Below are 19,881 nucleotides of genomic sequence, written 5' to 3'. Positions count from 1 at the left end.
ACAAGCTGCGGTTACCGCAGCAGCACCGGGAGGACGCCCATGACCGACACAATCGACGACGTCACCTTCGACCAGATGCGCCAGCTCGTGGGGCTGGTCGACTACGACGAGACGAAGGATCCCTTCCCCGTGAAGGCGATGGACGCCGTCGTCTTCGTCGCGGGCAACGCCACGCAGACCGCCTGGTTCTACCAGCACGCCTTCGGCATGACGCTCGTCGCGTACTCGGGCCCCGAGACCGGCATGCGGGACCACAAGTCGTTCGTGCTGAAGGCGGGGTCCGCCCGGTTCGTCATCAACGGCGGCGTCGCGCCTGACAGCCCGCTGCACGACCACCACCGCAAGCACGGGGACGGGGTCGTCGACCTGGCGCTCGAGGTCGCCGACGTCGACCAGTGCATCGCCCACGCCCGTGCGCAGGGCGCGACGGTCCTCGAGGAGCCGCACGACGTCGCCGACGAGTTCGGCACCGTCCGCATGGCCGCCATCGCCGCGTACGGCGAGACCCGCCACACGCTGATCGACCGGTCCCGCTACTCCGGCCCGTACCTGCCGGGGTACGTCGAGAAGGCCGGGCGCCCGCGCAAGCGCCTCTTCCAGGCCGTCGACCACTGCGTCGGCAACGTCGAGCTCGGCAAGATGGACTACTGGGTCGAGTTCTACAACCGCGTGATGGGCTTCGTGAACATGGCGGAGTTCGTGGGCGACGACATCGCCACCGACTACTCCGCGCTGATGTCGAAGGTCGTCTCCAACGGCAACCACCGGGTCAAGTTCCCGCTCAACGAGCCGGCGATCGCGAAGAGGAAGTCGCAGATCGACGAGTACCTCGAGTTCTACGACGGTGCGGGCTGCCAGCACATCGCGCTCGCCACCAACGACATCATCGGGACCGTCACCGCCATGCGGGAGGCGGGTGTGGAGTTCCTCGACACCCCGGACTCCTACTACGACGACCCGGCGCTGCGGGCCCGCATCGGCGAGGTCCGGGTGCCGATCGAGGAGCTGAAGCGCCACCGCATCCTGGTCGACCGCGACGAGGACGGCTACCTGCTGCAGATCTTCACGGCCCCCATCGGCGACCGGCCCACCGTGTTCTACGAGCTGATCGAGCGGCACGGCTCGCTGGGCTTCGGCAAGGGCAACTTCAAGGCGCTGTTCGAGGCCATCGAGCGTGAGCAGGAGCGCCGCGGCAACCTCTGAGGACGGCAGGACGACAGTGGCGGCGACCGGAAACGGTCGCCGCCACTTTTCGTCTCACACCGTTCGTCTCACGGAGCCTGGTCCACCTTCTTGCCGAGGTTGTTCAGCGCGGGTGCGACCTCGTCGCTGTCCGGGCCGGGCGGGGCGGGCGGCAGGTGCTCGGGATCGACACAGCTGCCGACCAGCTCCACCTGACCGTCGTCGCGCTGGACGTAGCGGCCCGGGTCGGCGCAGCCCGCCTGCTGAACGGTGAACACCGCGACCCCGGCCAGCGTGACGGCGGCCAGCGTCGCCCCCGCCAACGGAAGCGCACCCGCGACCCGTGCCCCGACCGCCATGCTCGTCTCCTGCGTCCGCGATCCCAGCTCTGTTGTTGCAATCGAGAATACCCGGCCTTCGAACAGCCGTGGTGCCCGATCAGCCGAGGGCGGTCAGGAGGTCCTGCACCAGGTCGGTGGCCTCCTCGATGCCGACCGACAGGCGCAGCAGGTCGTCCGGCACCTGCAGCGGGGAGCCGGCGGTGCTGGCGTGCGTCATCTTGCCTGGGTGCTCGATCAGCGACTCGACACCGCCGAGCGACTCACCGAGGATGAACAGCTTCGTGCGGGCCGCGACCGCCAGCGCGGCCTCCTCACCGCCCGCGACCTCGAACGACACCATGCCGCCGAACCGGCGCATCTGCTTCGCCGCGATCTCGTGCCCAGGGTGGTCGGCGAGGCCCGGGTAGTAGACCTTCGTGACCCTCCGGTGCCCCAGCAGCGCCTCGACGACCCGCTCCGCGTTGTCGCTGTGCCGCTCCATGCGCAGGGCGAGGGTCTTCGCACCGCGCAGCGTCAGGAACGCGTCGAACGGGCCGGGCACCGCGCCGACCGCGTTGCGCAGGAAGGCGAACTGCTCGTGCAGCGTGTCGTCGGACGTGATGAGCGCGCCGCCGACGACGTCGGAGTGGCCGCCCAGGTACTTGGTGGTCGAGTGCAGCACCACGTCGGCGCCGAGGCCCAGCGGCGACTGCAGGTACGGGGTCGCGAACGTGTTGTCGACGACCAGCCGCGCGCCCGCGCCTGCCGCGACCTGCGCGAGCGCGGCGATGTCGGCGATGCCCAGCAGCGGGTTGGTGGGCGTCTCGGTCCAGATGACCTTGGTGTTGGGGCGGACCGCGTTGCGCGTGGCCTCGATGTCGGCGAGGTCGACGCTCGTGTACTCGACACCCCACAGCGTGAGGACCTTGTCGAGCAGGCGGAACGTGCCGCCGTAGGCGTCGCCGCCGAGGATGATGTGGTCGCCGGGACGGGTCACGGCGCGCAGCGCCGTGTCGGCGGCGGCCATGCCGGAGGCGAACGCGAGCGCGTGCCTGCCGCCCTCGAGCGAGGCCAGTGCCTCCTCGAGCGCGGTGCGGGTGGGGTTCGCGGTGCGCGAGTACTCGTACCCGCCCTCCCGCAGCCCACCGACGCCGTCCTGGGCGAACGTGGACGTGGCGTAGATCGGGACGATCACCGATCCGGTCCGCGGATCAGGGCGCTGACCAGCGTGGATAGCGCGCGTCTCGAATCCCCATCGACTCGTGTCCTCTGCCATGACCCAAGCCTACGGTTCCCCGGTCACCCGCCCACCATCTGGGACTGGAGCCCGAACGAGGGAATACCTACCAGCCCTGGTTATACGGGTTGTAGTTGTCGCGGCTCGAGCCACGCAGCCAGTTGAGTGACGGCGGCAGCGCGGACATGATCAGCAACAGGACGCCGAGCACGAGCGCGATGAACCGCAGCACGGCCTGCTCGTTGCCGAACTCGAACATCGCCGTGAAGTAGTTGCCGTAGTCGCCGGACGGTTCGAAGTCGGGCAGCGCGCCGAGCATCGACATCCACACGCTGTCCGCGAGCATCGGGTCCAGCAGGATCGCCGCCGCCGTCAGCAGCCCGCCGAACACGAGCAGGAACGCACCGGCGACCTGCCGCGCGAACACCAGGACCGCGCCGAGCAACGTGACGCCGACGACCACGAAGTGCGCGATGTTCATGACGGTCCAGCCCGTCGGCAGGTCCGCCCCGTCCGGGATGTCGGACAGCAGCATGATCGTCTGCGTGAGCAGCACCCCCGCCGCCCCGAGACCGACGATGCCGGACGTGACCGCGAGACCCGGCCCCGACCGGTTGGGGACCGGCCCCTGGTAGCCGGGCTGCGGCTGGTAGCCACCGCCCTGCCAGTTCTGCTGCTGATACCCCGGATAGCCCATCCCGTTACTCCCTCCCCGAAATAACAGGCCCCCATCAAAGCAGAACGCCGGCCGGCCCGAGGGCCGACCGGCGAAATTCGATGATCAGTGCCGCGTCACCACTGCGGTGGCTGCCCACCCTGCGGCGGCTGACCGAAACCACCCTGGGGCGGCTGCTGTCCGTAGCCCTGCTGCGGCGGCTGACCGAAGCCCTGCTGCGGGGGCTGACCGAAACCCTGCTGGGGCTGGCCGAAACCCTGCTGCGGCTGGCCGAAGCCACCGCCGGGCGGCGGGCCGAAGCCGCCACCGCCACCGGGACCACCCAGCCCGGGACCACCGGTGAAGAAGCTCTTCGTCTGCGGGATGAACGCCATCGCACCGACCGCGCCGATCAGGATCGCGGCGATGATGCCGAACACCGGGCTGTTGATGTCGGCGTCCTCGGAACCCTCACCGATCATCGTCAGGATCGACGCGATCAGCAGCAGGCCCGCCGCACCCACGACGACCATGGCCGCCAGCTTGTGCTTCAGGTAGATCAGGACGCCGCCCCCGATGGCCCCGACCGCCGCGATCAGCATGACGATCGCGCCGATCCACAGGAGACCGACCGACGGCGCCGTGACGTCGTTCGCCTCCTCCATCGCCTTGATCTGCTCGTCGGAGATGCCTTCGAGCAAGTCGGAGATGTCGCTGATGTCACCGAAGTCGGTCAGCGTGATGATCGCCGAGATCAGGCCGAGGATCGCCACCAGGCCGGCGAGGCCCCACGCGATGAACTGGGTGTTGAAGCCCTGGCCACCGAATGACGGGCCCTGGCCGAGACCCTGCTGCTGCGCGAACCCGCCCTGCGGCGGGTAGCCCTGCTGCTGGGGCGGCTGCCCGGGGAAACCCTGCTGCTGCTGGCCGAAGCCCTGCGGCGGTGACTGCTGGCCGAAGCCCTGCTGCGGCTGCCCGGGGTACCCCTGCGGCGGCTGCTGCTGGCCGTACCCGGGCGGGGGCTGCTGCCCCGGGAAGCCACCGGGAGGCGACGCGTCGGCACCGGGCGGCGGGGCGTACGGCGGCTGCTGGGGAGGAAGCGACCCCGGCGGCACCATCTGCGTCGCGTCCGGGGTCTGCCCCGGCTGCGTCTGCTGCCCGAACGCACCGGGCGACACGACCTGCGTCGCACCGGAGTCGCCCTGGTCGCCGGGCAGCGGCTGGCCGGGCTGGATGTGCTGCGTGCGCTCCACACCGTCAGCGCCGGTCTGGCCGCCCGGGGGCGGCAACGGCTGGCCAGGCTGAATCGCCTGCGTCGGGCCCGCGTTGGTCAGTGCCGGGTTCTGGCCGGAGTCCGGCGACTCCCCACCCTCCCCCTGCTGCGGTGGCTGGCCGCCCTGCCACGGTTGGTTCGGCGGCTGCGGAGCGCTCATCGGGTACAACCCCTCTTCACTTCAACTTCACATCAACCGGATGTCGACTTGCGTGGGCGCCAACGCTAGTGCATGGTCCGAGGCTTTGCCTGTAACGCCCGGAATGACACGGACGATTCAGTAACGATTCCTCGCTCCGCAACCTGCGCTCAGTACGATTCTTCGCTCCGCGAGCTAGCGGCCCGCAAGGAAGCCCAGCAGGTCCTGCCTGGTCACCACCCCGGCGGGCTTGCCGTCGACCAGCACCAGCGCACCGTCCGCCGCGGACAGCGCGTCCATGGCCGCGTTGACCTGCTCACCTGCGCCGATGGTGGGCAGCGGCGGCGACATGTGCAGGTCGAGCCGGTCCGCGAGCGCGGCCTTGCCGGTGAACAGCGCCTCCAGGAGGTCCCGCTCGTTGACGGCGCCGACGACCTCGGCCGCCATCACCGGCGGCTCCGCGTTGACGACCGGCATCTGGGACACCCCGAACTCGCGCAGGATCGCCACCGCGTCCGCCACGGTCTCCCCGGGGTGCGCGTGCACCAGGTCCGGCATCGCGCCACCGATTCCCTTGCGCCGCAGCACGTCGCCCACGGTCGCGCCGGAGTGCTCCGGTGGCAGGAAGCCGTAGGAGGCCATCCAGTCGTCGTTGAAGACCTTCGACAGGTAGCCGCGGCCGCCGTCGGGCAGCAGCACGACGACCACGGCGTCCTTGGCGTCGGGGCCGAGGCGCCGCGCCAGCCGGATCGCGGCGGCGGCCGCCATCCCGCACGAGCCGCCGACCAGCAGGCCCTCCTCACGGGCGAGGCGGCGGGTCACGTCGAAGGACTCGGCGTCGGAGACCGGGATGATCTCGTCGGCGATGTCCCGGTCGTAGGTGGTCGGCCAGAAGTCCTCGCCGACACCCTCGACCAGGTACGGGCGACCGGTGCCGCCGGAGTACACCGAGCCCTCCGGGTCCGCGCCGATGATCTGCACGCGGCCCTCGGAGATCTCCTTGAGGTAGCGGCCGGTGCCGGAGATCGTGCCGCCCGTGCCGACACCGGCGACGAAGTGCGTGATCCGCCCGGCCGTCTGCTTCCAGATCTCGGGGCCGGTCTGCCGGTAGTGGCTCTCCGGGTTCTCCGGGTTGGAGTACTGGTCGGGCTTCCAGGCGCCCTCGATCTCCTTCACGAGCCGGTCGGACACGTTGTAGTAGGAGTCGGGGTGCTCCGGTGCGACCGCGGTCGGGCACACCACGACCTCCGCGCCGTAGGCCTTCAGCGCGTTCCGCTTGTCCTCGGACACCTTGTCCGGGCACACGAACACGCACTTGTAGCCCCTGCGCTGCGCGATCATGGCGAGACCGACACCCGTGTTGCCGGAGGTCGGCTCGACGATCGTGCCGCCCGGCTTCAGCTCGCCGGACGCCTCGGCCGCGTCGATCATCCGCAGCGCGATGCGGTCCTTGACGCTGCCGCCCGGATTGAAGTACTCGACCTTCGCGAGCACGGTCGCCGACACCCCCTCCGCCAGCGATCCCAGTTTGACCAGGGGCGTGTTGCCCACCAGATCGGTCACATGCTCGACGTACTCCACCTGCGCTCCTCGTGAGAACTCGTCCCCCCGGCCCGCGAGCCTAGCCCGCATTACCACGGGCCCATCTCTTCACCTAGCGGAATCGAGCCTTCTTCGAGTTACCCCCGAGTGACCGGGCACACACTCGATAACGACCGAGCGATATTCATCGCAGAAGCGGTCACTGGCTGCGACACTGGTAGATGGGAGGACGGCGATGGCTGGAGCGCGAGCACTCAAGGCGCTGATCTTCGCCGCCGGCTCGATCGGCGGGCTGTCAGGCGCGGCGTATGGCCTGCTCACGGGCCAGTCGAAGCGTGCGCGGACGATCATCGGCGCGCCACGGGACCTGCCGCTGAACGCCGACGGGCGCTATCTGCCGGACGGCACCGGGCCCCTGGATCCCACACGTGGTGACGCTCTGTCATTCGCCATGTTGGGTGACTCGCTGGCCGCCGGCCTCGGGGCGGAGGCGCCGGACCGCCTCCCCGGTGTGCGGCTCGCCACGGCGCTGGCCGACGAGCTCGAGCGGCCGGTGCGGCTGGTGACCCACGCGATCAGCGGCTCCCGCACGCCGGAGCTCGAGCCGCAGGTGGACCGCGCGCTGATCGACCCGCCGGACCTGGCGCTGGTGATCATCGGCGGCAACGACGTGACCACGCGCCTGTCCATCGGCGCCTCCGCCGCGCTGCTCGCCAGGCAGGTCGAGCGGCTGATGGCGGCCGGCACGACGGTGGTCGTGGGCACCTGCCCCGACCTGAGCATCATCGTGCCGATCCCGCAGCCGCTGCGGACGATCGCGAGCCGGTACGGGCTGTCGCTGGCCCGTGCGCAGCGCCGCGAGCTGGACCGGATCGGCGCGCGTGCGGTGTCGATCGCCGCGCTGCTGTCGCCGGAGTTCCTCGCCCGCCCGCACGACCTGTTCTCCGACGACCGCTTCCACCCCAACGGCGCGGGCTACGAGCTCGCGGCGAACGTCCTGCTCGCCCCGTTGTGTGATGCTGTGCGGCAAGCACAAGGCTTCACCGGGGCAGGCCGCGTAGCCTCCTCGTCAGGTACCTGACGAAGGAGTTGGCATGCCAGAGGCCGTCATCGTTTCCGCGGTCCGTTCGCCGATCGGGCGGGCCGGGAAAGGTTCCCTGATCGACATCCGGCCGGACGACCTGGCCGCGCAGATGGTGCGCGCGGCGCTGGACAAGGTCCCGGCCCTCGACCCGGCGGACATCGACGACCTGATGCTCGGCTGCGGGCTGCCAGGTGGCGAACAGGGCTTCAACATGGGCCGCGTGCTCGCGGTCCTGCTCGGCTACGACCACCTGCCCGGCTGCACGGTCACGCGGTACTGCGCGTCGAGCCTGCAGACCACGCGGATGGCGTTCCACGCGATCAAGGCGGGCGAGGGTGACGTGTTCATCAGCGCCGGCGTGGAGACCGTGTCGCGGTTCGCGAAGGGCAGCTCGGACAGCTGGCCGGACACGCACAACCCGGTGTTCGGCGACGCCGTCGCGCGCACCGCGGCCACCGCCGAGAAAGGCGCGGACGAGTGGCACGACCCGCGCGGTGACGGCACCGTCCCGGACGTCTACATCGCGATGGGCCAGACCGCGGAGAACCTGGCGCTGACGAAGGGCGTGACCCGCCAGGAGATGGACGAGTTCGGCGTCCGGTCGCAGAATCTCGCCGAGCAGGCCATCAAGGACGGTTTCTGGGCGCGGGAGATCACGCCGGTGACGCTGCCCGACGGCCGCGTCGTCGACACCGACGACGGCCCCCGGCCGGGTATCACCTATGAGAAGACGGCGACGCTGAAGCCGGTCTTCCGCCCCGACGGCCGCGTGACGGCTGGCAACTGCTGCCCGCTCAACGACGGCGCCGCCGCGCTGGTGATCATGTCCGACACGAAGGCGGCCGAGCTGGGTCTCACCCCGCTCGCGCGCATCGTGTCGACCGGGGTTTCCGGGCTGTCGCCGGAGATCATGGGCCTCGGCCCGGTCGAGGCGTCGAAGCAGGCGCTGGCCCGCGCTGGGATGACCATCGACGACATCGACCTCGTGGAGATCAACGAGGCGTTCGCGGCGCAGGTCATCCCGTCATACCAGGACCTCGGCATCGACATCGACCGGCTGAACGTCAACGGCGGCGCGATCGCGGTCGGCCACCCGTTCGGCATGACCGGCGCCCGGATCGCCACCACGCTCGTCAACTCCCTGCAGTACCACGACAAGCAGTTCGGTCTCGAGACGATGTGCGTCGGCGGCGGGCAGGGCATGGCGATGGTCCTGGAGCGCCTGAGCTAGATCGCGTACGGCCACGCGGTCAGCGCGTAGCCGCCGAACCACCCGGACAGCAGCGCGGTGGCGGCCAGCACGGCGAACACCGTGCCGGTCCGCCGCCGCGCCAGCCCGGCCGCGACCGGGAGCAGCAACGTGAACGCGGGCACCAGCAGCCGCATCTTCGAGTAGGTCACGCCGCTGGACCCGGCCGTCATCACGACGAGCCCGATCCCGTACGCGGCGAGAGGCCACGGCACCCTGCTCACCACCACGACCACGCACAGCACCACCGCGCCCAGCACCGTCAGCACGTTCGCGGTCTCCATCAGCGGCGCGTCCGAGGTCAGCACGCGCCCGACGAACTCGCCGGTGTTCACGCCGCCGTCGAACGCCGTGCCCCACCCGGCTTCCTGCAACGCGAACCAGCCGAACAGGTCTCCCGTCCGGTCCGCGACGAACAGCAGGAACCCGGCCAGTCCCAGCGGGGCCACGATCGCCGCGAACACCCCTCGGGACGTGCGCCCGTACAGGATCACGGCGACGATCACGATGACGATCAGCACACCCGCGCTCGGCCGCACCAGGCCGGCGCCGGCGCAGCACAGCGCCGCGAGCCACCAGCGCCGCTCCAGCACCCCGACCAGTGCCCACGCGGCGCACGCGCTGAACAGCGCCTCGGAGTAGACCATCGACAGCGTCACGGCCATCGGTGTGGACGCGAACAACGCGACGAGGACCAGCCCGGTGCGGCGGTCGTCGGCGAGCCGGGTGATGCCGTACGCGGCGGTGATCCCGGCGGCGAGGCTGATCAGGAGACCAGCCGCCACGGGCGCGACGGTGAACAGGCTGATCAACATCGGGTAGCCGGGGAAGAACGCGAGCGTGGTGTTCTGCGTGAAGTTGCCCGCCGCGTCGACGAGCCCGCCGGTGTGGCCGTACCCGTGCTCGGCGATCGAGAGGTACCAGTCGCCGTCCCACGACTTCAGCACGTCCAGCAGCGTCCTGTCGTGGGCGCCCGCCATGATCGCGAGCACGACGAGACCGGCCAGCCGCACGGCGAGGTACACCGCGGCCGGGGCGAGCGCGTGCCGCGTCAGTGGCTTCCGCCCGGGGGTCTGGGGGTCGCTCCCCGGATTTCGCAGGGTCTGCACGTGGGTACCTATGCCGCGAGCACGCCCGCGGGTTGCACGGAGTTCGCGCTGGCATACTCGGCTCCGGTGGCCACCCATGACGACTTCAGCGAGTACTTCGCGGCGCGGGCGCACGCGTTGCGCGCCACGGCGTACCTGCTGTGCGGTGACTGGCACCGCGCGGAGGACATCACGCAGGTCGCGATGACGAAGCTGTACCTGGCGTGGCCGCGGCTGCGTGAGGCAGGCATGGACGCGTACGCGCGGAAGGTGGTCGTGCGCACGTTCCTCGCCGAGAACCGCAGGCTCTGGCGCAAGCGCGAGCACCTGACGACGTCACTGCCCGAGCCACCCGTGGCCGACGGCGACACCGACCAGAGGTTGCTGGTGGAGGCTGCGCTGTCGTCCGTGCCGCCTCGGCAGCGCGCCGTGCTGGTGCTGCGGTACTGGAACGACCTGTCCGTGGAGGACACCGCGGAGGTGCTCGACTGTTCGACCGGGACGGTGAAGAGTCAGGCGGCACGCGGCATCGCGGCGCTGCGCAAGCGGCTGGGCCCGCACTTCGACGTGCTGTCCAGGGGCGGGAGGTGAGCGATGACCGACGACGACGAGCAGATGAAGGCGTTGTTCACCACCGTCGGTGAGCAGCCGGGCCCGCCACTGGGTTTCACGGCGGACGGGATCGCGCGCCGCGGCCGCCGGATCCGGCTGGCGCGCTGGGGCGCGGGGGTGGGCGCGAGCCTGGTCGTCGCCGCCGCCCTCACGACCACGATCGCCCTGACCGCGAACCGCGAGGTGGAGCCCGGCACCCCACTCCCCGGCCCCGGGATCACGACGACGGACGTCCCGACCACGCCAGATGGCCCCGTCACGACCACCACGACAACGACCACCACGACAACGACCAGCACCACGACGACCACGACGACGCCGCTCGTGACGACGGACGGGTAGGCGACGCCGTTCCGCTGCCCGGTCACCACGCAGCGGTGCGCTCCGCCGGGAAACCCGTCCACCGCAAGGAATCCGGCAGGTGTGACTGGTCGTTGAACACCACCAGGTTCGGCGGCCAGCCCTGCCGGTACTGGATCACCGTCAGCGCCGCGTTGGCCGCGTTGACGCCCAGCCACCGCGCGGCGGGCGCGCCCAGCGCGGCCCGCACGAACCACGTCACGATCTGGCTGTGCGTGATCAACAGATCCACCCGCGGCACCGGCGCGGTGAACTCCGCCAGCGCGCGTTCCGCCAGCCCGGGGCCGGTCTCGTGCTGCAGCGTCGTGAAGTCCGCCACGTGCGCCAGCGCGACCGGCGCGAACTCGGGCGCCAGCTCGGCAGCGGTCGGCGCGTAGGGCAGGTAGTCACCGACGAGCGGCGACACCGTCACCGGCACGTCCGGCAGCGCGGCCGACACCAGCGCCGCCGTCTCCGCCGCCCGCTGCACGGGGCTGTGGAACACGCCGTCCACCCGCTTGCCGGCGAGCCGCTGCCCGAGCAGCCGCGCCTGCTCGCGACCGGCAGGGGTCAGCGCACCCGACGCCTCCCCGTGCCGGGCCAGGCAGAGCGTCCTCACGCGCTCGGCGCCATCCGGGTGGCCGCGGTGATCATGCGGTCGAACGCGTCGCCGTCCTTCGGGTCGTACAGGCCGGCGAGGAGCTTCAGCACGAGCTTCATGAGCGTCTGGCGCGGCAGCCCGTACTTGGTGGCGGTACGCATCACGAGCGGGTTGCCGATGAGCCTGGAGAAGATGTTCCCCAGCCGGTAGTAGCTGCCGAGTGCCTGCTTCATCGCGACCGGGTACCCGTACAGCGCCTTCTCCCGCGCGGGCCCCTCCGCCCGCGCGAGCGCCTGCACGACGACCTCCGCGGCGATCTTCGCGGACTCCATCGCGTAGCCGATGCCCTCGCCGTTGAACGGGTTCACCATGCCGCCCGCGTCGCCGACGAGCAGCATGCCGGGCGAGTAGTGCGGGGTGCGGTTGAAGCCCATCGGCAGCGCGGCGCCGCCGATCTTGCCGAGCGCGTTGTGCTCGCGGAAACCCCACTCCTCCGGGGTGCCGTCGAGCCAGGACCGCATGAGCTGGCGGTAGTCGGTCTTGCCGAACGCCTTCGAGGTGGACAGGATCCCGAGGCCGACATTCACGGTGCCGTCGCCCATGCCGAAGATCCAGCCGTAGCCGGGCAGCAGGCGCGGGTCGTCCGGGTTGGACCTGTCCCACAGCTCCAGGTGCGACTCGAGGAAGTCGTCCTTGCTGCGCGGCGACGCGTAGTAACGGCGGACGGCCACCCCCATCGGGCGGCTCTCGAGCTTCTCGATGCCGACCGACAGCGCGAGCCGCGCGGACACGCCGTCACAGGCGAGGACGAGCGGTGCGCGGTAGGTGACGGGTGAGCGCTCCGGCCCGACCTTGGCGGTGACGCCGACGACCCGGCCGTCGCGCTCGTCGGTGACGGCGCCGGTGACGTTGGTCTGCTCCAGCAGGCGGGCACCCGCGCGCTGGGCGGTGCGGGCGAGCATCTCGTCGAAGTCCTGGCGCGGGCGGACCACGCCGTAGGGCGGGAACGTCGCGAGGTCGGGCCAGTCCAGTTCGAGCGTGACCCCGCCGCCGACGACCCGCAGGCCCTTGTTGTGCAGCCAGCCGGCCTGCTCGCGGGTGTCGATGCCGAGGTCGATGAGCTGTTTCACACCGCGGGGGGTGAGTCCGTCGCCGCAGACCTTCTCGCGGGGGAAGGTGCTCTTCTCGAGCAGCAGCACGTCAAGCCCGGCGCGGGCCAGGTAGGTCGCCGCTGTCGAGCCGGCCGGACCGGCGCCGACCACGATTACCTCGGCGTCCTCGGCCGGCTTGCGTCGGCTGGGCGTTCCCATGACGGCTCCTCGCGCTTGTGAAAACGTTCACGAACTGAGTGCATTTTATCCCGGGGAGAACAATCCCCGCGGTGTGCCGAAACAGACACCTGTCGACGAACGATTTCAGAGTGTCGCAACGCACACCTGGGGGCCGATTTGACGAGTCAGGACGCACGGGACCTGGCGCTGCTCCCGGTACGTCCGATCGCGACGGTGGCGACGACGATGGTGTTCACGAACTGCGCGGCGAACCTCTTCGCCACGTGGACCGACTGGCACCGCTACCAGGTCGCGGCGGACTACGTGGCCGGTGAGCCGGACGTCGGGGTCGCGGACCTGGTGAGCGCGGACAACCTGGCGATGGGCACGGTGTGGCTGACGGTCCTCGCGCTTGGCGCGGCGGCGACGGTGTTCCTGACGTGGCTGTGGCGGGCCCGGGTGAACGCGGAACGCCTCTGCCGGGCCGAGCACCGCTGGTCACGCGGCTGGACGGTCGGCGCCTGGTTCGTGCCGGTCGTGAACCTGTGGTTCCCCCGCCAGATCGTGGACGACGTGTGGCGCACGAGCAGACCGGGGGTGCCCGAGGACACCTACCGGGTGGACGACCTGGGGACGAGCCCGCTGGTGGGCGCGTGGTGGTACTCGCTGCTGGCGAACGTGCTCGTGGTGCTGGCGCTGCGCGTCGAGACCCGCGGCGAGGTGACGGCCGAGGTCCTGCGGGCGGCCGCCCTGTACGGCACGGTCAGCACACTGCTCCTGCTGGTGTCGGCGACGCTGCTGAGCCAGGTGATCCGCCAGATCACCCACTGGCAGTCGATGCCGCGCTGAGAAGGGACCCGGCCCGGCCTCACCGGCTTTCCTCAACGCTGTGGCTTGACCGCCCGGTGCAGCGCCACCACCCCGAACGTCAGGTTCAGCCACTCCACCTCGTCCCAGCCGGCCTCCGCGATCAGCAGCGCCAGCGCGCGCTGGTCGTGCCAGTCGCGCATGGACTCGGCCAGGTACGAGTACGCGTCCTTGTTCGACGAGAACGGCCGCGTGATGCGCGGCAGCAGGCGCAGCACCACGTTGTAGTGCAGCCACCGGATCGGGCGGAACGGCGGTTGTGACACCTCACAGATCACGAGCCGTCCGCCGGGGCGCACGACGCGGCACATCTCACGCAGCGCGGCGACCGTGTCGTCCATGTTGCGCAGCCCGAAGGACACCGTGACCGCGTCGAAGGAGTCGTCGGCGAACGGCAGGTGGAACGCGTCGGCCGCGACCTTCGGGACGTCGCGGTGCCTGCCGCTGCTGAGCATGCCCAGCGAGAAGTCCGCGGCGACGCACCACGCGCCGGACTTCGCGTACTCGCTCGTCGACACCGCGGTGCCCGCCGCCAGGTCGAGGATGCGCTCCCCGGGGCTCGCCTCCAGCACCTTCCTGGTCAGCCAGCGCCAACGACGGTCGAAACCCATCGTCATCACCGAGTTGGTCCGGTCGTAGCCCTTGGCCACGCCGTCGAACATCTCGGCCACGTCGCGGGGGTTCTTGTCCAGTCCGGCACGTGACATGACCGAACCCTACGACACCCTCTACGCCGCCAGCACGCTGGCGCTCACCTGCTCGTAGTGCCCCAGCAGCTCGTCGCACACCGCCGTCCACGTCCGTGCCAGCACCGACTCCCGCGCCGCCGCACCGAGCCGCCTGCGCAACCCGCGTTCCCGCAACAGCTCGACACAGGACCACAGCTCGCCTGCGAACCGGTTGTCGTCGTACGGCTCCAGCAGGTAACCGGTGCGGTCGTGCGTCACCAGGTCCCGAGGGCCGCCCGCGTCCGGCGCCAGCACCGGCAGCCCGGACGCCAGCGCTTCCTGCGCCGCCTGGCAGAAGGTCTCGTACGGGCCGGGGTGCACGAACACGTCCAGCGACGCGTACGCGGTCGCGAGCTCCGTGCCGGTGCGGAAACCGAGGAACGCCGCGTCGGGCAGCAACCGCCGCAGGTGCTCCTCTTCCGGGCCATCGCCGACGACCACGACCCGCACGCCGGGCAACCCGTTCAGCGTCGCGAGGCGGTGCACGTGCTTCTCCGGCGCGAGCCTGCCGACATACCCGACGAGCAGCTCGTTCCGGGGCGCCAGCAACGACTTCAGCCGCAGGTCCGCGCGGTGCGGCGCGAACAGCTCGGTGTCGACGCCCCGTGCCCAGTGGTGCACGCGCGGCACCCCGTGGTCGGTCAGCGCACGTACCGAGGCGCGCGACGGTGCCAGTGTGCGGTCCGCACCCGCGTGCACCTTGCGGATCCACCGCCACGCGGCGCGCGCACCGTGCTTGAGCCCGTACGCGGCGGCGAACCCGGCGACGTCGGTCTGGTAGACGGCGACGGTCGGCACACCGAGGCGCCGCGCGGATCTCAGCCCGGAAGCACCGAGCACGAACGGCGACGCGAGGTGCACGACGTCCGGTTCGAACTCCGACAGCGCGGCGTGCACCTTCGGTGACGGCACGCCGATCGGCAGCGAGCTGATGACGGGCAGGTCGACCGCGCGGACCCGGCGGACCTCCGCGTCCCGGTACCGCTCCGGGCCAGGGCCGGGTGCCACGACCATGGCGTCGTGCCCCCGCAGCTGCAGGTGTTCCACGACGCGGAGAACGGAGTTCGTCACGCCGTTGACCTGCGGCAGGAAGCTCTCTGTGACGATGGCGACTCGCACGTCACGAACCGTCGCAACCCGCACTGCCGTGGGGAGAACGCCTGCGTGACGTCCCGGCGAACGTTGCGCCAAGAGTTATGCGTCGTAATCCACGGTGACCTCGGCGGACAGCGGCACGGCCTGGCAGGTGAGCACGAACCCGGCCGCGACCTCGTGTTCCTCCAGCGCGTAGTTGCGGCGCATCTCGACCTCGCCCGCGGTGACCCTGGCGCGGCAGGTGCCGCACACGCCACCCTTGCAGGCGAACGGCAGGTCGGCCCGCACGCGTTGCGCGGCGTCGAGGATCGGGGTGTCGGCGGGCAGGTTGAGCGTGGTCTCGCGGCCGTCGAGCACGACGGTCACCTCGGCGACCGGACCTTCCACTGTGGACTCGTCGGCGCGCTTGGGCTCTGGCGGCGGCTCGTCGACGTAGAACAGCTCGCGGTGGATCCGCCGCCGGGGCACGTCGTACGCGGCGAGCGCGACGTCCGCGTCCTGCAGCAGGCCGTAGGGGCCGCACAGCCACCAGTGGTCCACATCGGACGTCGGGACGACGGCGCCGAGCAGCTTGTGCAGGCGGTCGGCGTCGAGGCGGCCGGAGAACAGCTCAACGTCCCTCGGCTCGCGGGAGAGGACGTGCACGAGCTGGAACCGTTGCGGGAAGCGGTCTTTGAGATCGGCCAGCTCGTCGGCGAACATGACGGTGTCGGTGCGGCGGTTGCCGTAGAGCAGGGTCACGTGCCCACCCGCCCTCAGCACGGTGTCCATGATGGACAGTGCGGGCGTGATGCCGGACCCGGCGACGATGAAGCCGTGGTGCCCGGTCACCTCGTCGGGCGTGAACTTCCCCAGCGGGGGAAGGACTTCGAGGGTGTCGCCGGGCTCGAGGTGGTCGACGAGCCGGGCGGAGAACAACCCGTTCTCGACGCGGCGGACACCGATGCGGGGCGCGGCGCCCGCCGGTGCGCAGATGGAGTAGGAGCGGCGTTCCTCGGCGCCGTCGACGTCCTGGCGGAGCGTGAGGTACTGGCCGGGCCGGAACGCGAAGGTGTCGGCCAGGTGCGGCGGGACGTCGAAGGTGACGGCGACCGCGTCCGCGCACAGCCGGTCGACGCGGGCGACCGGCAGCTCGTGGAAGGCGGGGCGGGCCATTCAGATCTCCTTGACGTGCTCGAACGGCTCGCTGCAGTCCTCGCAGCGGCGCAGGGCCTTGCAGGCGGTGGACGAGAAGCGGGAGAGCTCGGTGGTGCGGGCCGACCCGCAGCGGGGGCAGCGGACGCGCGTCACGGGCGGCGTGAGGTTCAGCGTGACCGGCCCGGCCTTGTGCTGCGGCGGCGCGATCCCGTGCTCGGCGAGCTTGCGGCGGCCGTCGGCGCTGATCCAGTCGGTGGTCCAGGTGGGCGTGAGCGCGGTGCGGATCTCGACGCGCTCGTAGCCGGCGTCGCGCAGCGCGCGGTGGAGGTCGGCACGCATCTCGTCGAGCGCGGGACAGCCGGAGTAGGTGGGCGTGATGGTGACGGTCACGCGACCACCGTCCTCGCGCACGTCGCGGAGGACCCCGAGGTCGGCGAGGGTGAGGACGGGCAGCTCGGGATCGAGCACCCGCTCGGCGATGGCCCGGGCCTGTCCACAGGTCGGTGAGTTATCCACAGGCAGCACCACCCCTCTGGCTTTCGCCACCCCCACCTGGTAGCCTGGCAAGGCGGGACGCCCCCGGGACAGGGTGGGGGTTGGGCAACGTGCGTGCGCGAGCGGGTTTCACCACTTCGCCCCTGGTAGGGAGCGCGCCAGGTGTTGCATCTCCGCCAGCAGGAAGCCCATCGCCTCCGTGTGGACGCCGTCGCGGCCGCTCTTGCCCGCCACCGCCGACATCGGCGCCACGTCCGGTCGGTCCAGCGCCGCCGCCGTGAACACCTGGTCCAGCACCTCGTCCACCTCCGCCCGCACGTCCGAAGGCGGCACCGCCACGTCCGGCAGCGACCGCTCCACCTCGTGCGTCGTGAACAGCTCGTCGTACAGCGGCCACACCCGCGCCATGCCCGCGACCATCCGTTCCCGCGAGAACTCCGTCCCGCCCGCCAGCCGCAGCGTCCACTGCGCCGCGTGGTCCCGGTGGTACGCCAGCTCCTTCACGCCCTTCGCCGCGATCGCCGCCAGCACCGGGTCCTTCGACGCCACCAGCCGCTCGAACACCGCGAGCCGCCACGTCGAGAACACCAGCAGCCGCGCGATCGTCACCGCGAAGTCGCCGCCGGGGCCGGGGCCGCAGTCGATCTCCACCAGCCGCACGTTGCGGAACTCGTGCTCGTCGCGCAGGTACGCCAGCGCGTCCTCGTCCCGCCCACGCCCCTCGACCTCACCGGCCCGCGTCAGCAGCAGCCGCGCCTGCCCGAGCAGGTCCAGCGCGATGTTCGCCAGCGCGACGTCCTCCTCCAGCTCCGGCGCGCGCGAGCACCACTCCGTCAGCCGCTGCGACAGGACCAGCGCGTCGTCGGCCAGCATCAGGCAGTACGCCGTCAGGTCCGCGGTGGACACCCCGGCAGGCACCGCGCGGTCCACTCCGGACAGTGGGTCGTCGAAACCGGTGCCGAACGCCCAGTGCTTGTCGTCACTCGCGTCAGTGATGGCGTCATACGCGTTGTCGAAACTCACGACGACCCCTCGCAGGCTCGGGGTCGCCGCTCGCGGTCGCCCCGCATTCGATGGTTCACTCCGCAAGCTCCGTTCACAGGTGCGGCACGTCCTCCGGAATCGCGTAGAACGTGGGATGCCGGTACACCTTGTCGCCGGCCGGCGCGAAGAACGGGTCCTTCTCGTCCGGCGACGACGCGGTGATCGACGCCGCGGGCACGACCCAGATCGACACGCCCTCGTTGCGCCGCGTGTAAAGGTCACGGGCGTTGCGCAGCGCCATCTCCGGGTCCGGCGCGTGCAGCGACCCGACGTGCACGTGGTTCAGCCCGCGCTTGCTCCGCACGAACACCTCGTACAGCGGCCACGACGACCTGGTCATGCGACCTCCTCCACGGAAGCGGACTTGGCGGCGTACGCCGTCGCCGCCTCCCGCACCCACGCGCCGTCCTCGTGCGCCTTGCGCCGGTGCTCGACCCGCTGCCTGTTGCACGGCCCGTCGCCGTTCACGACGCGCCAGAACTCGTCCCAGTCGATCTCGCCGAAGTCGTGGTGCCCACGTTCCGGGTTCCACCGCAACGACGGGTCCGGCAGCGTCACACCCAGCGCCTCGGCCTGCGGCACCGACATGTCCACGAACTTCTGCCGCAGCTCGTCGTTGGTGTGCCGCTTGATCCGCCACGCCATCGACTGCGCGGTGTTCGACGACTCGGCGTCCGACGGGCCGAACATCATCAGCGACGGCCACCACCAGCGGTTCACCGAGTCCTGCACCATCCGCCGCTGCTCGTCGGTGCCCCGCATCATCGTCATCAGCAGCTCGTAGCCCTGCCGCTGGTGGAACGACTCCTCCTTGCAGATGCGGATCATGGCGCGCGCGTACGGCCCGTACGACGTGCGGCACAGCGGCACCTGGTTGCAGATCGCGGCGCCGTCGACCAGCCAGCCGATCACGCCGACGTCCGCGAAGTTCAACGTCGGGTAGTTGAAGATCGACGAGTACTTCTGGCGGCCCTCGACCAGCTTCTGCGTGAGGTCCGCGCGGTCCGCGCCGAGCGTCTCGGTCGCCGCGTACAGGTACAGGCCGTGCCCGGCCTCGTCCTGCACCTTGGCCAGCAGGATCGCCTTGCGGCGCAGCGACGGCGCGCGGCTGATCCAGTTTGCCTCCGGCTGCATGCCGATGATCTCGGAGTGCGCGTGCTGGGCGATCTGGCGGATCAGCGTGCGCCGGTAGCCGTCGGGCATCCAGTCCCTCGGCTCGACGCGCTGCTCGGCCTCGACCAGACGCGTGAAATCGTCGTCACTCACGACCCGATGTTACACGCGAACGCGCCGATTGAGGAGAAGTGTTACAAGCGGCTCTGCCGATCCCGACTGCGCTGATCCCGGCGGAGCCACCAGACCACCGGTATCAGCACCGCCCACACGACCAGCAGCGTGAGGCCCACCGGCAGGAGCGTGATGACCGCGCCGCGGCCTGCCACGCGGACCAGCTCGGGGTTCCCCTGGCTGTACTCGACCTCGACGACGTCGCCGATCTTCAGACCGGACGGGTACAGCACGCCGACCTGGGGAATGTGCTCGGCGCCGTCGGGTGTGTAGAAGCGGACGAGCGTGCGGGAGAAGTCGTCGGAGACGACCTCCGCGTTGACGCGGCCGAGGTCGCCGTCGATCGAGATGTCCTCGGTCCACGCGGCGACCACGAGCACGACACCCAGGAACGTGATGACCGCGCCCAGCGCCAGCAGGCCGCGCGTCACCCACCGCCGCACCAGCGGTTTCCGGCCGTCCGTCACCTGGGTCACGAGGCTGAGCCTAGCCCGCGACGTCACCCGATCGGCGGCACGTCGGCACCGCGGTACCCATCTCGGACCGTTTCCTTCGACCACCTGGCCCAACCCGAACTGCCTACTCCTTTTGGATTACTCCTTTCGTCGGGTCCGAAAGATATTCGCTGTACGTAAT

The 19,881-nt window shown here is 70.7% G+C and carries 22 protein-coding genes; 6 read left to right on the top strand and 16 right to left on the bottom strand.

Annotated elements, in window-relative coordinates; all coding sequences use genetic code 11:
* Positions 1-39 precede the first annotated feature (39 nt).
* Positions 40-1,203, top strand: coding sequence for a 4-hydroxyphenylpyruvate dioxygenase (gene hppD / locus FHR82_RS40070; protein WP_184815876.1), 1,164 nt, complete (start codon positions 40-42; stop codon positions 1,201-1,203).
* Positions 1,204-1,271: 68 nt separating this feature from the next.
* On the opposite strand, the gene FHR82_RS40065 is transcribed toward hppD, so the two are convergent.
* The 5 genes from FHR82_RS40065 to FHR82_RS40045 form a co-directional block, all read right to left on the bottom strand.
* The gene (locus FHR82_RS40065; protein WP_225943995.1) at positions 1,272-1,541 is read right to left on the bottom strand and encodes a hypothetical protein; all 270 of its coding nucleotides are present in this window, start codon (positions 1,539-1,541) and stop codon (positions 1,272-1,274) included.
* Between the two features lie 79 nt (positions 1,542-1,620).
* On the bottom strand, positions 1,621-2,778 hold the full coding sequence (locus tag FHR82_RS40060) for a cystathionine gamma-synthase (RefSeq protein WP_184815875.1): 1,158 nt from the start codon (positions 2,776-2,778) through the stop codon (positions 1,621-1,623).
* Between the two features lie 67 nt (positions 2,779-2,845).
* Positions 2,846-3,436, bottom strand: a complete 591-nt coding sequence (locus FHR82_RS40055; protein WP_184815874.1) for a hypothetical protein — start codon at positions 3,434-3,436, stop codon at positions 2,846-2,848.
* Positions 3,437-3,531: 95 nt separating this feature from the next.
* Positions 3,532-4,827: an MFS transporter gene (locus FHR82_RS40050; RefSeq protein WP_184815873.1), complete on the bottom strand. Its 1,296-nt coding sequence runs from the start codon at positions 4,825-4,827 to the stop codon at positions 3,532-3,534.
* 174 nt (positions 4,828-5,001) lie between these two features.
* Complete coding sequence (locus FHR82_RS40045; protein ID WP_184815872.1) at positions 5,002-6,387, bottom strand: cystathionine beta-synthase; 1,386 nt, start codon at positions 6,385-6,387, stop codon at positions 5,002-5,004.
* 196 nt (positions 6,388-6,583) lie between these two features.
* Between FHR82_RS40045 and FHR82_RS40040 the strand changes: the two genes are divergently transcribed.
* Together FHR82_RS40040 and FHR82_RS40035 are read left to right on the top strand one after the other, a co-directional pair.
* Positions 6,584-7,429 (top strand): SGNH/GDSL hydrolase family protein, encoded by an 846-nt coding sequence (locus FHR82_RS40040; protein WP_184815871.1) that lies wholly within the window; start codon positions 6,584-6,586, stop codon positions 7,427-7,429.
* A gap of 13 nt (positions 7,430-7,442) precedes the next feature.
* Complete coding sequence (locus FHR82_RS40035) at positions 7,443-8,663, top strand: acetyl-CoA C-acetyltransferase (protein WP_184815870.1); 1,221 nt, start codon at positions 7,443-7,445, stop codon at positions 8,661-8,663.
* Here FHR82_RS40035 and FHR82_RS40030 read toward each other — a convergent pair.
* Positions 8,660-9,790: a glycosyltransferase family protein gene (locus FHR82_RS40030; RefSeq protein ID WP_260418186.1), complete on the bottom strand. Its 1,131-nt coding sequence runs from the start codon at positions 9,788-9,790 to the stop codon at positions 8,660-8,662. The genes FHR82_RS40035 and FHR82_RS40030 overlap by 4 nt on opposite strands.
* 48 nt (positions 9,791-9,838) lie before the next feature.
* Here FHR82_RS40030 and FHR82_RS40025 point away from each other — a divergent pair, with 48 nt between their 5' ends.
* Both FHR82_RS40025 and FHR82_RS40020 read left to right on the top strand, forming a co-directional pair.
* Positions 9,839-10,360, top strand: coding sequence for a SigE family RNA polymerase sigma factor (locus FHR82_RS40025; RefSeq protein ID WP_184816127.1), 522 nt, complete (start codon positions 9,839-9,841; stop codon positions 10,358-10,360).
* Positions 10,361-10,363: 3 nt separating this feature from the next.
* On the top strand, positions 10,364-10,723 hold the full coding sequence (locus FHR82_RS40020; RefSeq protein ID WP_184815869.1) for a hypothetical protein: 360 nt from the start codon (positions 10,364-10,366) through the stop codon (positions 10,721-10,723).
* Positions 10,724-10,745: 22 nt separating this feature from the next.
* On the opposite strand, the gene FHR82_RS40015 is transcribed toward FHR82_RS40020, so the two are convergent.
* A complete protein-coding gene (locus FHR82_RS40015; RefSeq protein WP_184815868.1) occupies positions 10,746-11,339 on the bottom strand; it encodes a histidine phosphatase family protein in 594 nt (197 codons plus the stop codon).
* Positions 11,336-12,631 carry a geranylgeranyl reductase family protein gene (locus FHR82_RS40010; RefSeq protein WP_184815867.1) on the bottom strand — a complete coding sequence of 432 codons (1,296 nt, stop codon included), beginning with the start codon at positions 12,629-12,631 and terminating at the stop codon, positions 11,336-11,338. Before FHR82_RS40010 ends, FHR82_RS40015 begins: the two co-directional genes overlap by 4 nt.
* 138 nt (positions 12,632-12,769) lie before the next feature.
* On the opposite strand from FHR82_RS40010, the gene FHR82_RS40005 reads away from it, so the two are divergent.
* Positions 12,770-13,441, top strand: coding sequence for a DUF4328 domain-containing protein (locus FHR82_RS40005; RefSeq protein ID WP_184815866.1), 672 nt, complete (start codon positions 12,770-12,772; stop codon positions 13,439-13,441).
* A 32-nt stretch (positions 13,442-13,473) separates the two neighbouring features.
* On the opposite strand, the gene FHR82_RS40000 is transcribed toward FHR82_RS40005, so the two are convergent.
* The 8 genes from FHR82_RS40000 to FHR82_RS39965 form a co-directional block, all read right to left on the bottom strand.
* Positions 13,474-14,166, bottom strand: a complete 693-nt coding sequence (locus FHR82_RS40000) for a demethylmenaquinone methyltransferase (protein WP_184815865.1) — start codon at positions 14,164-14,166, stop codon at positions 13,474-13,476.
* 21 nt (positions 14,167-14,187) lie between these two features.
* On the bottom strand, positions 14,188-15,306 hold the full coding sequence (locus tag FHR82_RS39995) for a glycosyltransferase family 4 protein (RefSeq protein ID WP_184815864.1): 1,119 nt from the start codon (positions 15,304-15,306) through the stop codon (positions 14,188-14,190).
* Between the two features lie 75 nt (positions 15,307-15,381).
* Positions 15,382-16,437, bottom strand: a complete 1,056-nt coding sequence (paaE, locus tag FHR82_RS39990) for a 1,2-phenylacetyl-CoA epoxidase subunit PaaE (RefSeq protein ID WP_184815863.1) — start codon at positions 16,435-16,437, stop codon at positions 15,382-15,384.
* Positions 16,438-16,941, bottom strand: a complete 504-nt coding sequence (gene paaD / locus FHR82_RS39985) for a 1,2-phenylacetyl-CoA epoxidase subunit PaaD (protein WP_221464923.1) — start codon at positions 16,939-16,941, stop codon at positions 16,438-16,440. It lies immediately after the preceding gene.
* 102 nt (positions 16,942-17,043) lie between these two features.
* Complete coding sequence (gene paaC, locus FHR82_RS39980; RefSeq protein ID WP_184815861.1) at positions 17,044-17,937, bottom strand: 1,2-phenylacetyl-CoA epoxidase subunit PaaC; 894 nt, start codon at positions 17,935-17,937, stop codon at positions 17,044-17,046.
* A gap of 73 nt (positions 17,938-18,010) precedes the next feature.
* Positions 18,011-18,298: a 1,2-phenylacetyl-CoA epoxidase subunit PaaB gene (gene paaB, locus FHR82_RS39975; RefSeq protein ID WP_184815860.1), complete on the bottom strand. Its 288-nt coding sequence runs from the start codon at positions 18,296-18,298 to the stop codon at positions 18,011-18,013.
* Positions 18,295-19,224: a 1,2-phenylacetyl-CoA epoxidase subunit PaaA gene (gene paaA / locus FHR82_RS39970; RefSeq protein WP_184815859.1), complete on the bottom strand. Its 930-nt coding sequence runs from the start codon at positions 19,222-19,224 to the stop codon at positions 18,295-18,297. Before paaA ends, paaB begins: the two co-directional genes overlap by 4 nt.
* A gap of 41 nt (positions 19,225-19,265) precedes the next feature.
* Entirely contained in the window at positions 19,266-19,721 is a 456-nt protein-coding gene (locus FHR82_RS39965; RefSeq protein WP_311771501.1) for a DUF3592 domain-containing protein, read from the bottom strand.
* Positions 19,722-19,881: the final 160 nt, after the last annotated feature.

Origin of the sequence: Actinophytocola algeriensis, assembly GCF_014203735.1 — a bacterium.
Classification (GTDB): domain Bacteria; phylum Actinomycetota; class Actinomycetes; order Mycobacteriales; family Pseudonocardiaceae; genus Actinophytocola; species Actinophytocola algeriensis.
The sequence above is the reverse complement of the archived record's forward strand: the minus strand, read 5'-3'. Positions and strand labels throughout refer to the sequence as shown.